General features: G+C 73.3%; 14 protein-coding genes. 6 read left to right on the top strand and 8 right to left on the bottom strand.

Translation table 11 applies throughout. The features are described 5' to 3' along the window. Window positions 1-208: 208 nt before the first annotated feature. Complete coding sequence (locus tag ACPFP2_RS23825) at window positions 209-589, bottom strand: hypothetical protein (protein WP_424091568.1); 381 nt, start codon at window positions 587-589, stop codon at window positions 209-211. A gap of 89 nt (window positions 590-678) precedes the next feature. Between ACPFP2_RS23825 and ACPFP2_RS23830 the strand changes: the two genes are divergently transcribed. From ACPFP2_RS23830 to ACPFP2_RS23840, 3 genes are read left to right on the top strand one after another with little or no spacing between them, the layout of a single operon-like run. After that, window positions 679-3234: an ATP-dependent Clp protease ATP-binding subunit gene (locus tag ACPFP2_RS23830; protein ID WP_424091570.1), complete on the top strand. Its 2556-nt coding sequence runs from the start codon at window positions 679-681 to the stop codon at window positions 3232-3234. 17 nt (window positions 3235-3251) lie between these two features. Continuing rightward, entirely contained in the window at window positions 3252-3416 is a 165-nt protein-coding gene (locus ACPFP2_RS23835) for a hypothetical protein (protein ID WP_363913334.1), read from the top strand. Next, window positions 3416-3766, top strand: a complete 351-nt coding sequence (locus ACPFP2_RS23840; RefSeq protein ID WP_424091572.1) for a DUF3140 domain-containing protein — start codon at window positions 3416-3418, stop codon at window positions 3764-3766. The genes ACPFP2_RS23835 and ACPFP2_RS23840 overlap by 1 nt, the downstream gene beginning before the upstream one ends. A gap of 97 nt (window positions 3767-3863) precedes the next feature. Here ACPFP2_RS23840 and ACPFP2_RS23845 read toward each other — a convergent pair whose 3' ends face one another. The 3 genes from ACPFP2_RS23845 to ACPFP2_RS23855 are packed head-to-tail and all read right to left on the bottom strand — an operon-like array spanning window position 3864 to window position 5782. Continuing rightward, a complete protein-coding gene (locus tag ACPFP2_RS23845; RefSeq protein ID WP_424091574.1) occupies window positions 3864-4097 on the bottom strand; it encodes a hypothetical protein in 234 nt (77 codons plus the stop codon). Window positions 4098-4116: 19 nt separating this feature from the next. After that, the gene (locus ACPFP2_RS23850) at window positions 4117-5106 is read right to left on the bottom strand and encodes a LysR family transcriptional regulator (protein ID WP_424091576.1); all 990 of its coding nucleotides are present in this window, start codon (window positions 5104-5106) and stop codon (window positions 4117-4119) included. 58 nt (window positions 5107-5164) lie between these two features. Beyond that, entirely contained in the window at window positions 5165-5782 is a 618-nt protein-coding gene (locus ACPFP2_RS23855; RefSeq protein ID WP_424091579.1) for a hemerythrin domain-containing protein, read from the bottom strand. A 195-nt stretch (window positions 5783-5977) separates the two neighbouring features. On the opposite strand from ACPFP2_RS23855, the gene ACPFP2_RS23860 reads away from it, so the two are divergent. Together ACPFP2_RS23860 and ACPFP2_RS23865 are read left to right on the top strand one after the other, a co-directional pair. Further along, window positions 5978-7306, top strand: a complete 1329-nt coding sequence (locus tag ACPFP2_RS23860) for a M20/M25/M40 family metallo-hydrolase (RefSeq protein WP_424091580.1) — start codon at window positions 5978-5980, stop codon at window positions 7304-7306. 44 nt (window positions 7307-7350) lie between these two features. Then, a complete protein-coding gene (locus ACPFP2_RS23865; RefSeq protein ID WP_424091582.1) occupies window positions 7351-8016 on the top strand; it encodes a hypothetical protein in 666 nt (221 codons plus the stop codon). Window positions 8017-8154: 138 nt separating this feature from the next. Here ACPFP2_RS23865 and ACPFP2_RS23870 read toward each other — a convergent pair whose 3' ends face one another. Then, a complete protein-coding gene (locus tag ACPFP2_RS23870; RefSeq protein ID WP_424091583.1) occupies window positions 8155-8346 on the bottom strand; it encodes a DUF5703 family protein in 192 nt (63 codons plus the stop codon). A gap of 156 nt (window positions 8347-8502) precedes the next feature. Here ACPFP2_RS23870 and ACPFP2_RS23875 point away from each other — a divergent pair, with 156 nt between their 5' ends. Next, window positions 8503-8979, top strand: a complete 477-nt coding sequence (locus ACPFP2_RS23875) for a GNAT family N-acetyltransferase (RefSeq protein ID WP_424091585.1) — start codon at window positions 8503-8505, stop codon at window positions 8977-8979. A gap of 12 nt (window positions 8980-8991) precedes the next feature. On the opposite strand, the gene ACPFP2_RS23880 is transcribed toward ACPFP2_RS23875, so the two are convergent. From ACPFP2_RS23880 to ACPFP2_RS23890, 3 genes are read right to left on the bottom strand one after another with little or no spacing between them, the layout of a single operon-like run. Next, a complete protein-coding gene (locus tag ACPFP2_RS23880) occupies window positions 8992-9561 on the bottom strand; it encodes a DUF3105 domain-containing protein (RefSeq protein WP_424091587.1) in 570 nt (189 codons plus the stop codon). Beyond that, window positions 9558-10772, bottom strand: a complete 1215-nt coding sequence (locus tag ACPFP2_RS23885) for a PqqD family protein (RefSeq protein WP_424091588.1) — start codon at window positions 10770-10772, stop codon at window positions 9558-9560. Before ACPFP2_RS23885 ends, ACPFP2_RS23880 begins: the two co-directional genes overlap by 4 nt. Next, window positions 10769-11872, bottom strand: coding sequence for a HesA/MoeB/ThiF family protein (locus tag ACPFP2_RS23890; protein ID WP_424091590.1), 1104 nt, complete (start codon window positions 11870-11872; stop codon window positions 10769-10771). Before ACPFP2_RS23890 ends, ACPFP2_RS23885 begins: the two co-directional genes overlap by 4 nt. Window positions 11873-12566: the final 694 nt, after the last annotated feature.

The raw sequence follows: 12566 nt of genomic DNA on the forward strand, positions 1-12566 counted from the left end.
CCGCACCGCCCGACCTCCCCGGTCCCACCAGCACCCCACCCGGTCCCACCCACAGGACCTTCGGACCCCACCCCCACCCACCTCCCCCTGCCCCCCGTGCGTCGATCATGAAGTTGTTGCCATGGGGGAGCGCTTTCCCGGGCAATAACTTCATGATCAACCGCACGGGGCCAGGGCGGTGAGGGCAGGGGAGGGGAGGGGGCCGGGTTCAGGGGCGGGGGAGGTAGCGGGGGCCGTGGACCTCGGCGCCGAGGGCGGTGACCCGGGCACGCAGCTCGCGGTCGGCGGTGACCACCAGGCGGCGGCGGTCCGGGGCGTCGCGGACCAGGGCGACGATCGTGTCGTCGCCGGACCCGGGCGCGGCGACGGTGCGTACCCCGACGGTCCCGGGAACATCCCGGGCCGCCCCCTCCACCACCAGCACCACCTCCACCGGCGGCGGCAGCTCGGGCGGCAGGCCCCCTGCGGCCAGCGGGGCCAGCGCGTCGCGCAGCCGGGCCGCCGCACCGGCCCGGTCCCGCCACCACCCGTCGGGCCGGGAACCGACCACGTTGGCGCCGTCGACGATCAGCAGGGGGCGGGTCTCCATGCCCCCAGCCTGCCACCCGGCGGCGTTTGTCGCGCCGGCCGCCGGGTAGCCACCGGCGACCGTGCCGCGCCCGACTGCGGAGGACAGAGATGATGGGACCCGGTGACTTCGGCTCCGACCCGTGGGACGAGTTCCTGGCCCGGTACTTCGGCCGGGGAGAGGGCGGACGCCGACCGGCCCACCGGGTCGACATCACCCGGCTGATGACCGCCGACGCCCGGGAGATGCTGGCCGACGCGGCCCGCCGGGCCGCCGAGAAGCACAGCAACGACCTGGACACCGACCACCTGCTCTGGGCGGCGTTGCAACGCGAGCCGCTGCGCGACCTGGTACGCCGGGCCGGCGCCGACCCGGACGCCCTGGTCAACGCCCTCGGCGGGCGGGGTGAGGGCGCGCCCCGGGGCGAGGTGCCGCCGAACCTCTCACTCACCCCGGCGGCGAAGCGGGCGCTGCTCGACGCCCACCAGCTCTCCCGCGCGATGGGGGCGAACTACATCGGCCCCGAGCACATCCTGATGGCGCTGCCGCTCAACCCGGAGTCGCCGGCCGGCCGGATGCTCGCCGCCGGCCGGATCCAGCCCGAGTCGTTGCAGGCGGCCAGCGCCGAGCGTGGCCCGATGGCCGGCCCGAAGCCCGACCGGGGCACCCCCACCCTCGACCAGTACGGCCAGGACCTCACCGACCTGGCCCGCAACGACCAGATCGACCCGGTGATCGGCCGGGCCGACGAGATCGAGCAGGCGGTGGAGATCCTGTCCCGGCGGACCAAGAACAACCCGGTGCTCATCGGCGAGGCGGGCGTCGGCAAGACCGCCATCGTCGAGGGGCTGGCCGAGCGGATCTGCGACGGCGACGTGCCGCAGACGCTGCTCGGCAAGCGGGTGGTGCAGCTCGACCTCGCCGGGCTGGTCGCCGGCACCCGGTACCGGGGCGACTTCGAGGAACGCCTCAAGAAGGTGATCGACGAGATCCGGGCCCACCGGGACGAGCTGATCATCTTCCTGGACGAGATCCACACCCTGGTCGGCGCGGGCGGCGCCGGCAGCGAGGGCGGCATGGACGCGTCGAACATGCTCAAGCCGGCCCTGGCCCGCGGCGAGTTGCGGGTGATCGGCGCGACCACGCTGGACGAGTACCGGCGCAGCATCGAGAAGGACGCGGCGCTGGCCCGACGTTTCCAGCCGGTGCTGGTGCCCGAGCCCACCGTCGAGGACACCGTGGCCATCCTGCGCGGCCTGCGCGACCGGTACGAGGCGCACCACCAGGTCCGGTTCACCGACGAGGCGCTGGTCGCCGCCGCCGAACTCTCCGACCGGTACGTCACCGACCGGTTCCTGCCGGACAAGGCGATCGACCTCATCGACCAGTCCGGCGCGCGGGTGCGGCTGCGTACCCGCACCCCCGCCTCGGACGTGCGCGAGCTGGAGCAGCAGCTCGACGAGGTACGCCGGGACAAGGAGCAGGCCGTCGCCGACGAGCAGTACGAGAAGGCCTCCGCGCTGCGCGACCGGCTCGCCGAGATCGAGGAGCAGATCCGCCGGGCCCAGGGCGACGGGGAGGGCGGCAACCACGTCCCGTCGGTCGGCCCGCAGGAGATCGCCGAGGTGGTGTCCCGCGCCACCGGCATCCCGGTCAGCCAGCTCACCGAGGAGGAGCGGGACCGGCTGCTGCGGCTGGAGGGCCAGCTGCACGCAAAGGTCGTCGGGCAGGAGGACGCGGTCACGGCGGTCGCCGAGGCGGTGCGCCGCTCGCGTACCGGGCTTGCCGACCCGAACCGGCCGATGGGCAGCTTCCTCTTCCTCGGCCCGACCGGCGTCGGCAAGACCGAGTTGGCCCGGGCCCTGGCCGAGGCGCTCTTCGGCGAGGCGGACCGGATGGTCCGGGTGGACATGAGCGAGTTCCAGGAGCGGCACACCGTGGCCCGGCTGGTCGGCGCGCCGCCCGGCTACGTCGGCTACGAGGAGGCCGGCCAGCTCACCGAGGCGGTCCGCCGCCGCCCGTACGCGGTGGTGCTGCTCGACGAGATCGAGAAGGCGCACCCGGACGTGTTCAACATCCTGCTCCAGGTGCTCGACGACGGCCGGCTCACCGACAGCCAGGGCCGGACGGTGAACTTCAAGAACACCGTACTGATCATGACGAGCAACCTGGGCTCGGAGTTGATCACGGGCGCCCAGCGGGCGGTCGGCTTCGGCGCCGGCGAGCCGGGCAGCACGGCGGAGACCGACGAGCTGCGCGAGCGGCTGATGCGCCGGCTCCAGGAGAACTTCCGCCCCGAGTTCCTCAACCGGATCGACGAGACGATCATCTTCCGCCGGCTGGAGGCCGAGCAGCTGCGCCAGATCACCGGGCTGCTGCTGGAGGAGACCCGCCGCCGGTTGCACGCCCAGGACGTCCAGGTCGACTTCACCACCGCCGGCGTCGACTGGCTCGCCGAGCACGGCTACCAGCCGGAGTTCGGGGCCCGCCCGCTGCGCCGGGTGATCCAGCGCGAGGTGGACAACCGGCTCTCCCGGATGCTGCTGGAGAACGAGCTCTCACCCGGCCAGAAGGTCACCGTCGACGCGCGTGACGGCCAGCTCGCCTTCGAGGTGGCCGCCGGTGACCGTGGTTACACCGCGGCCACCACGTCCCACCCACGATGACCCGGAGGGCGGACGAGATGACCGAACCGGAGGAGACCAGGGAGAACACCGAGCGCACCGAACCGATCCTCGCGCCTCCGACGGCGAACCCGGCCCGGGTCCAGGTGCCGCCGGAGGGCCTCAAGCAGCAGACCGACGACGGGGACCCGGTGCCGTCCGGGCGCCCGGAAGAGGAGGCGTGATGGTACGCGAGAAGCGACTCGACCCCGAGGTCGAGGTGATCTGGGACGACTTCCACGCCGAGGTGAACGTCCCCTCCGAGCAGCTGCGGCAGTGGCTGCTGACCCGGGGCTCCGGGGAGGATTCGTTCGGGCCGAACCCGGATCTCGATCTGCCCGAGCCCGGCCGGCAGATCCTGCGGGTGCTCAGCAAGCGCAAGGTGGACCTGACCCCGGAGGACATCGAGGTGATGCGGGAGGCGATCGACCGGATCCGGGCGCTGACCGCGGAGAAGCCACGCGGCGGCAACGCCGACGACCAGTGGCGGCATTCCCTGCTCGACCTGGGCCACGACGTCCTCGTCGAACGCTGAGCCGGGTACGACGTGCGCCCGCGGACCGCGACGGTCCGCGGGCGCTGCTCGTCGCGCCCGGCGGCGGTGCGGTTGGTGACCGCACCGCCGCCCGCGCTCAGGACTCCATGCTGGGCAGTTGCAGGCCGGCGGCGTCGGCGGCGGCCTGCCGGTCGGCCAGGGTGCGCTCCTCCCGGGTGAGCAGGGTGGCGTACTCGGTGATGTCGGCCGGGTCGGGCACCTCCGGCAGTCGACGCAGGAACGTCTCCACGTCACGAGCGGCGGCGGTGTGGGCGGCGGCGGCCTGACGCAGCAGCTCCCGCTGGTCGGCGGCGGGGTCGAGATCGGTCATACCGGCCTGATACCCGTCGTCACGCCGTTCGCACCCCCGGGTGGGTGGGGGCCGTCCGGGCGCCGAAGTCCGGGTGCCGCAGCAGCCAGGCCAGGTAGTCGGGGTGCGCGGCCAAGGAGTCGGTGTACGCGGCCACCGCGTGTTCCAGCACCGACTCGGCGACCCGGGCGGCCGGGGAGTCGGGGTGCCAGCCGAGCAGCAGCCGCCAGCGCAGCGGCGTGCCCGCGAGCCGGCGGGTCACCAGGCCGGCCACCGGACGGAAGGTGGCCTGGCAGAGCGCCACCGCCTCCCCGGCGTCCACCAGGTCCATGCAGCCCCGCACGTCGGTCTCGTACACCTTGCGCGGGGTGAAACCGGCGCGGGCGCAGGCGGCGGCGAAGCAGTCGCCGAAGCAGCCGTCGCCGGGTGCGGCCACCCACTGCTCGCGGCGCAGGTCGGCCAGGCCGACCTCGTCCCGGTCGGCCATCGGGTGGGACTCGGGCAGCAGCACCAGCACCGGGTCGACCGCCACCTCCCGCCAGCTGAGGCCGAACTCGGTCGGCGGGGCGGCGTCGCCGCAGACGCCGGTCAACGCGAAGTCCAGCCGCCCGCCGGCCACCAGCGAGGCCAGCTCGTCGGCGGACCAGGAGGCGTACGTGGTGATCTGCGCCTGGGGCTGCTCGGCGGTGAGCCGATGCACCAGCCGCCCGAGGATCGGGCTGTTCACCCCGCCGAAGCGGTACCGCCCGAGGGTGCCGTCCTGCCCGGCCAGCCGGGCCGCCTCGTCCTGCAGGCCCTTCATCGCCGGCAGCAGCACCCGCGCCCGGGCCAGCACCAGCTCGCCGAGCGCGGTGGGGCGGGCGCCCCGCCGGTCCCGTTCGAACAGCGGCCCACCGAGTGTGCGTTCGATGCGCTGGAGCTGCGCGGTCAGGGCCGGTTGTGCCAGGCCGAGGGTGGATGCCGCCTTGGTCACGCTCCCCGTCTCGGCGATCGCGCAGACCACCCGCAGGTGCCGCAGCTCCAGGTTCATAAGGTGACGGTAGGACCACGCACGGGCCGGGGGAAGGCCCCGAACGGATCGGCGTACGTCATTCCCTCAAGTCCCGGTGGAGATCGGACAGGTACGTGCGTCGTCCGGTGACCGCGTCGCGCACCTTGTCCACCACACCCAGCGCCGGTTCCACCACCCGGTTCCACGGCGGGCTCGCCGGGGTGCCGGGGTGCGGACGGGTAGGGGCGGCCTCCTCGGCGATCTCCCAGCGGTTGCCCAGCCGGATCAGCTCGGCGTCGGAGGTGACCTCGCGCAGCCGCGCGGTCAGCACCCGTACCTCGTCGACGTGGCGGCGTACCCGCTGGACCACCTCGGCCAGGGCGCCGTCCTGCGGACCGCCGACCGCCTTCAGCGCGGTCAGCAGCGCGGCGTCCGCCGCGAGCACCTCCTCGACGCGGTCGGCGGCCTCGGGCAGCGCGGCCCGCACGGCCGGCAGCAGGTACTGCTCCTCGGCGGAGAGGTGCCGCGAGACGGCGGCGGTCAGCACCTCGACCACCTCCCGGCGCCGCTCGCCGTCCAGCTCCGGGTCGTCGACCTGGCCGGCGAGGCCGAGCAGTTGACGGTGCTCGGTGTCGGCGAGGTCGGCCACGCTGCGGCCACCGGGCCGGTAGGCGTCGTCGGCGGCGGGCGGCAGCGGGGGCAGGGGAACGGACATGGTGCCCTCCTCGACGGGCGGCCGGGGCGTTGGGGGACGGCCGGCGCGACGGGCGGTGCGGGGACGCCGACGCGGTACCCGTACCCCGTGATCGCGAAACGCGCCGCGCCGGGCGCGCGGGCCCGGCCCGGCGACGCGGCGGGCCACCGGCGGCCGGGCCGCCGTGACGGGCCGGCCGGCTGGTAGAAAGAGGCGATGACGAGCGACGCCGCTTCCGCCCGACCCGACCCCACCGACGAGGTCGTGGAACTCTGCCGTGACCTGCTGCGCATCGACACCACCAACACCGGTGACAACGCCACCAGCGCCGGCGAGCGCCGCGCGGCCGAGTACGTCGCGGAGAAGCTCGCCGAGGTCGGCCTCGACGCGCAGATCCACGAGTCGGCGCCGGGACGGGCCAACGTGGTCACCCGGATCGCCGGCGCCGACCCGGGCCGCGACGCCCTGCTGGTGCACGGCCACCTCGACGTGGTGCCGGCCGACGCCGACGAGTGGTCGGTCCACCCGTTCTCCGGCGAGGTCCGCGACGGCTACCTGTGGGGCCGGGGCGCGATCGACATGAAGGACTTCGACGCGATGGTGCTGGCCGTGGTGCGGCACTGGCAGCGCACCGGGGTCCGCCCGCCGCGCGACATCGTGCTCGCCTACACCGCCGACGAGGAGGCGGGCAGCGACTACGGCGCGCACTTCCTGGTGCAGCGCCACCGGGAGCTCTTCGACGGCTGCACCGAGGCGATCGGCGAGGTCGGTGGCTTCTCCTACTCGATCAACGACTCGCAGCGGCTCTATCTGATCGAGACGGCCGAGAAGGGGTTGGACTGGCTGCGCCTGCACGCCAAGGGCCGCCCCGGGCACGGCTCGTTCGTGCACGACGACAACGCGGTCACCGCGCTGGCCGAGGCGGTCGCCCGGGTGGGGCGGCACAAGTTCCCGGTCACCGTCACCCCGACCGTGCGGGCCTTCCTGGAGGAGGTCTCCGACGTCCTCGGCGTGGAGCTGGACCCGGACGACCCGGAGACCGCGATCGCGAAGCTCGGCCCGATCGCCAACATCATCGGCGCGACCATCCGCAGCACCGCCAACCCGACCCGGCTCGCCGCCGGATACAAGGACAACGTCATCCCCGGCCGGGCCACCGCCACCATCGACTGCCGTAGCCTGCCCGGGCAGTCGGAGATGCTGGAGCGCCAGTTGCGCGAGCTGGTCGGCCCGGACATCGAGATCGAGTACGTCCAGCGTCAGCCGGCCCTGGAGACCACCTTCGACGGTGACCTGGTCGAGGCGATGTCCGCGGCGTTGCGCGCGGAGGACCCGGGCGCCCGGCCGGTGCCCTACATGCTCTCCGGCGGCACCGACGCGAAGGCCTTCTCCCAGCTCGGCATCCGCTGCTTCGGCTTCTCCCCGCTGCGGCTGCCGGCCGACCTCAACTTCTCCGCCCTGTTCCACGGCATCGACGAGCGGGTACCGGTGGACGGGCTACAGTTCGGCGTGCGGGTTCTGGACCGGTTCCTGCGCGCCTGCTGACCTTCCGGTGTCGCAACCTGCCCCATTTTCGAAGGGATCGCCTCATGACCGACCAGCACGGTGAGCTGGACGCCGCCCTCGAGCGGGTGATCGACGCCGCCCGGGCCCACCTGACGGCCGTGCGCGCAGCCCAGGGCCGGATCGACGACGACGACGTCTGGCAGGCGTACGTGGCGTTGAACAACGCCTCGTACGCCTACGACGAGCAGCTGCTCGACGCGTTCGGCGAGGTCACCCCCTGGGACGTCGAGTCGATCGACCCGGACGAGGCCGACGAGCGCTTCGGCGGCGGCGAGGGGGTCCAGGCCACCGACCCGCACCCGCAGGTCATCTCGGTGCGCCAGCGCCGCGACTACCGGGTGCCGAGCGTCTCCGCGCTGATCCGGGTCGCCGAGGCGGCCCGGCGCGAGGGCACGCCCGAGGAGGACGAGCCGGCCCCGGTCGAGGGGGTCGGCGAGGCGGTGCTGGAGCTGTTGCAGAGCGGCGACGGCTCGCTGAGCGCGCTGGACGTGCCGGAGCTGGAGCCGCTCGACGGCGTGGTGATGGTCAGCGAGGTGGGCACCCCGGTCGACCTGGAGTCCTTCGACGACGACGACGCGGTGGGCCCGTTCCAGCCGGCCGCCGACGACCGCCTGGTGGGGCGGCTCGACGAGCACCCCTTCCTCGACGAGGAGGAGGACGAGCACGACCACGCCGGGCACCAGCACTAGCGTGTGTCGAAGTCCCTGGCCGGCCTGCGGCGGACCCGGCTCGACCGAGGACTTCCCGGCCCACGCCGTCCCCGGGGTCCGGCCAGTGCGGTCCGGGCCCCGGGGAACGCGGGCGGGTAGGCCGGCCGGCGTACCCGCTCAGTAGGACAGGCCCGGCTGCGGCTGGGTGACCCGGCGACGGCGCAGCACGACCTGCCGCGTACCGTCCCGGAACAGCCGCACCCGGGCCAGCTCCCATCCGGAGAACTCCGCCTGGATCGCCAGCTGCGCCGCGGCGGTCAACCGGTCGACGTTCGGCGGCAACCGCAGCGGCGCGTACTCGTAGTCCATGTGACCCATGCTGCCCAGCCCGGCGGCGGTTCGCCACCCCCCTGCGGGTGACCCGCGCCGCTGCCCGCCGCCGCGTCCGGCGGGCCGACCGCAGGCGTCGTGTCCGGTTCGTCCCCCAGGGTGGCCCGCCGTCCCGACTCTGTCTAGGGTGCGGACATGGTGACCGTCCGGCTGGAGCCGATGACCGACGCGCAGTACCTCGACTACCGCGAGCGGGCCGAGGAGGACTACGCCGACAGCATCGCCGCCAGCGGCGCGCTGCCCCGACCCGAGGCCCGCCGCAAGGCACGCGAGGACCACGCCCGGCTGCTGCCCGACGGGCCGGCGACGCCGGGGCACCACCTCTGGCGGGTGCTCGACGGCGACGGCGGCGGCGACGTGGGCCTGCTCTGGCTGCACGTCGTGCAGCGCTCCGACGGTCCGCACGCCTTCGTCTACGACGTCGAGGTGCGCGAGCAGGCGCGCCGGCGCGGCTACGGCCGGGCGGTGATGCGAGCCGCCGAACGGGTCTGCCGGGACCAGGGCGTGGTCTCGATCGCGTTGAACGTGTTCGGCCACAACACCGGCGCCCGCGCGCTCTACGAGCAGGAGGGCTACGAGGTCACCTCGGTGCAGATGCGCAAGCGGCTGTGAGGGCGTGGCGGCTCACGACGACACGCAGTCGGTGGCCCCGTCCTGCCAGCCGTGGTCGTAGCGCCCCGCCACCGTGGTGACGAACTCCTCGACCACCCGCTCGTCGAGCCGGTCGAGCCGGTGCAGGCGCTGCCAGCCGGTGAGCCCGATGCCCTGCCCGAGGGCCGGGTACGGCGCGACCACCACGTCCCGGGGGTGGCGACGGCCGAGCCGCTCCAGCGCCTCGACGTCGGCCGCCGGGACGTCCGGGGCGTACTGCACCAGCACGTGTCCGTGCTCCAGCACGTGCACCTGCAACTCTCCGGGCACCGGGTCGCGGTAGATCCCCGGGACGACCACCCGGGGGGAGTGCGGCCCCGAGGTGGGCGGCACGGTCCGGTACGGCTCGTGCGGCGCGCCCTCGTACGGGATGTGCCGCTCGCCCTCGAACGGTTGCGGGGTGCCGGGCACCCGGTCGCAGGGGAGCGCGGCGGTGTCGTCGGTCAGGCCGAGGAGCACCCCCACGCCGAGGCTCGACATGGTGGCGACGCTGAGCACGGTGACGACGGCGCTGACCACCGTGCCGAGCCATCTGCGCTTCATGCGAGAGCCTTTCTCGTCCGGCGACGATTGCGAACGATCACGCCGAGCGGCAACAGGACGTTGAAGGAGGCGAATACGAGTAGCGCGATTCCCTCCCACCAGTACGCGCTGGCGAGTGGCGCGCCGATGAGCACTCCGGCGGCCCAGCCGAAGGTGACTTTCGCGCTCGGCCACAGAAAGTGGATCGCGAACCAGATCATCCAGATCAGGCCGGCGAGGTAGAGCAACCGGTACCAGCGCGACACCCGCAGATCGGTGTCGTGCGCGTGCCGCAGAATGGTGCTCTCCTCGGTGCTGAGCCGCCGAATCCAGCGTTTGAGGGACAACCGGGTGACCTGGTGCAGGTTCCGGCACCCGGTGGCGGTCGCCATCACCAGGTACATGTCGGTGCGCAGGTACGCCAGCGTCTGGAAGGCCAGCTTGACCGCTTGGCTGAACACCACCATGGCGAGGAACCGGACCAGCTCCGGCGGCAGCTCGACCCAGCCGCGCGACCAGGCGAAACGGGGTGCGACGGCGGCGAACAGCAGCACCGAGTCGATGGCCATCCCGGCCAGGAACGGTCCGTAGCGCCGCTCCGGCGGCAGCGCCCACAGCCCGGTCAGGTCGGTCTCCAGCACCGGGAAGATGCCCCGCCGCTCCACGCGCAGCCGCGACGGCACCCCGACGGCCGCCCCGGCCAGGGCGTGCCACACCTCGTGCACGATCGTCAGGACGACCACCACCACGTTGGTGATCAGCAGGCTCAGCACCACGTCCGGGAAGATGAACGTGTCCTCGTAGTGGGGCAGCAGGGACGGCTCGGCGGCGAACATCACCAGCGTGGCCACCAGGGCCGCGACGTACCCGGTCCAGGCCACCCGACCGAACAGCGGCCGGACCAGGCGGGCGGGGATCCGCGACACCGACCAGTACTTCGCCGGCGGGGTCGCCGCCGCCTCGTCCGGGCGGCCGTCGATGACACCCGCCTCGACGAGCACCTCGACGAAGTCCAGGGCGTCGACCGGTTCGCCGGTCCGGCGTTCCACCTCGTCGGCGGCCTCGGCCACCGAGCGGCCGGCGGCGAAGAGCTCGACCAGCCGCGCCCCCACCTCGGGGACCACGACGAAGGTGCCGGTGGCGGGATCGCCGACGACGTACTCGTCCTCGTCCTCCTGCCGCACGACCAGGTTGCCGACCCGGGGCCGGCTGTCGAGCCCGAGCCCGCTCACGCCTCCTCCTCGAGCCAGCCGCAGGTGGCGCACGTGCGCCCCGGGCGGGGGTTCACCACGTAGTGGTAGGTCAGGTCGGTCAGGCTCAGGTGGAACATCCGCCCCCGGCTCGTCGTGGGGATGCCGCCGAGGTGGTAGACCGCGTCCAGCGCGGCCAGGTGGCCGGTGAGGTTGGCCGTCGGGGCGATCACCGCGTGGCCGGTGAACCCGAACAGCTCCTCCGGCTCGGCGCCGTAGTGCTCCCGCAGCCGGTCGTTGACGCTGGGCAGGCAGGCCTGGCAGCAGGTCTGTCCCGGCACGAAGAGGCCGACCACCGCCATCGGCCCGGCGTACTGGGCGATCATCCAGGGCGTGCCGGTCTCCAGGGCGGCCCGGTTCGTCCAGTCCCGGATGGCGTGCAGCGGTTGGTCGGCGCAGAGCACCAGCAGGTCCCGCCCGGCCATCAGCGCGGCGACCGACTCGACGGAGTCGACCCGCGTCTGTGCGCCGGTGACCGTCACGTGCGAGTTCATCCGGGCCAACCGCCGTACGGCCACGTCGAGCTTCGGCCGGCCCACGTCGTCCTCGGTGTAGAGCAGCTGCCGGGTCAGGTTGCCCGGCTCGATCCGGTCGAAGTCGACGCAGTGCACCGTCCCGACGCCGGCGGCGACCAGGGACGAGGCGACGGCCGAGCCGGTGCCACCCAGCCCGACGACCACGACGCTGCTCGCCTTCAGCCGGGCCTGCACCTCGTACCGGGACGGGCGGGGGGTCAGGTCGACCCACGCGTAGTAGGTCAGCGCCCGGTCGTAGCGGTCGACCTCGGCCGGGCTCAGCACGGGTGGCACGGGGGCCGCGGCGTCCTCCACGTAGCCGGCGTCGACGATCGTGCGCAGCGCGTCGTCCGCCTCCTCGGGCTCCATCCCGGGGTGTCGGGCGAGCATCGTGGCGACGATCTCCGCGCGGGTGCGGGTGCCGTCCATCAGGCCCAGCAGCGCCCAGAGCGAGCCGTCCTCGTCGTCGATCTCCGCCCCGATGCCCAGCTGCCGACCGCCGATGCTGATCAGCGTGGGGCTCAGCCGTACGGGTTTGTGGATGCCCTTGATCCGGGGGCGCAGCATCCGTGACCTCCTCCGCGAAGGGTGACCGGGGCGCGGCTCGCCGCGCCCCGGTCGGAAACGTGATCAGCCGCAGAGGTCGTTGCGGCAGCCCGGGTCGATGATCGCCGCGGTGGTCTCGAGCTTCTCCAGCTTGCGCACGACGACCTTGGCCGGCTTGCGCTTGACGTCGGTCTTACGGTCCACGGTTTCCTCCACCGAATTGAGAGGGACGACGCGGCGAGCTTGCTCGCGCCGCACTCATTAGAGCACCGCGAACAATTGCTCTCAATATTTGGGTTCTGTCAAAACCTGGACGCGCGGACGGTCCGTATTCGGATATCCGTGGCGGGTATCCGATAACGGACGCGATAAATGCCCCGCGAGTGCCGCTGTGCGGTCCAACATCGGGTTTCGGGCAGATCAGCCCTGCCGAATTGATCGAATTATGGGTGCCCGACGGTCGGTAAAGGGGGATCGGTCGACATGACCCCGCTGCGCGCGTCTTTGCGGCGATCCGGCGGAGATTCTCGCGGCTGCCTCCGCCCGGGAGGGCTCCCCGGAGGAGGTCCGGAGCTTCGGGCGCGGCCGGACGGGCCCCGGGGCGCGCGGGCGGGACGGCGAGGGCGGGTCACAGTCTGGCCCTCCGTCACCATCAGGGGCCGGCACGCGCGTCGACGCCACGACGGGCCGGCATGCACGCCGGCGCCACGACGGA

The organism is Micromonospora citrea (assembly GCF_049629545.1).
Taxonomy (GTDB): Bacteria; Actinomycetota; Actinomycetes; order Mycobacteriales; family Micromonosporaceae; genus Micromonospora; species Micromonospora citrea_A.

Excerpts from the sequence above, each read along its gene's own strand:
- ACPFP2_RS23860 (WP_424091580.1), top strand. The coding sequence starts at position 5,978 with ATGACGAGCGACGCCGCTTCCGCCCGACCCGACCCCACCGACGAGGTC.
- ACPFP2_RS23840 (WP_424091572.1), top strand. The coding sequence starts at position 3,416 with ATGGTACGCGAGAAGCGACTCGACCCCGAGGTCGAGGTGATCTGGGAC.
- ACPFP2_RS23835 (WP_363913334.1), top strand. The coding sequence starts at position 3,252 with ATGACCGAACCGGAGGAGACCAGGGAGAACACCGAGCGCACCGAACCG.
- ACPFP2_RS23875 (WP_424091585.1), top strand. The coding sequence starts at position 8,503 with ATGGTGACCGTCCGGCTGGAGCCGATGACCGACGCGCAGTACCTCGAC.
- ACPFP2_RS23830 (WP_424091570.1), top strand. The coding sequence starts at position 679 with ATGATGGGACCCGGTGACTTCGGCTCCGACCCGTGGGACGAGTTCCTG.
- ACPFP2_RS23825 (WP_424091568.1), bottom strand. The coding sequence starts at position 589 with ATGGAGACCCGCCCCCTGCTGATCGTCGACGGCGCCAACGTGGTCGGT.
- ACPFP2_RS23845 (WP_424091574.1), bottom strand. The coding sequence starts at position 4,097 with ATGACCGATCTCGACCCCGCCGCCGACCAGCGGGAGCTGCTGCGTCAG.
- ACPFP2_RS23865 (WP_424091582.1), top strand. The coding sequence starts at position 7,351 with ATGACCGACCAGCACGGTGAGCTGGACGCCGCCCTCGAGCGGGTGATC.
- ACPFP2_RS23850 (WP_424091576.1), bottom strand. The coding sequence starts at position 5,106 with ATGAACCTGGAGCTGCGGCACCTGCGGGTGGTCTGCGCGATCGCCGAG.
- ACPFP2_RS23855 (WP_424091579.1), bottom strand. The coding sequence starts at position 5,782 with ATGTCCGTTCCCCTGCCCCCGCTGCCGCCCGCCGCCGACGACGCCTAC.
- ACPFP2_RS23880 (WP_424091587.1), bottom strand. The coding sequence starts at position 9,561 with ATGAAGCGCAGATGGCTCGGCACGGTGGTCAGCGCCGTCGTCACCGTG.
- ACPFP2_RS23870 (WP_424091583.1), bottom strand. The coding sequence starts at position 8,346 with ATGGACTACGAGTACGCGCCGCTGCGGTTGCCGCCGAACGTCGACCGG.
- ACPFP2_RS23890 (WP_424091590.1), bottom strand. The coding sequence starts at position 11,872 with ATGCTGCGCCCCCGGATCAAGGGCATCCACAAACCCGTACGGCTGAGC.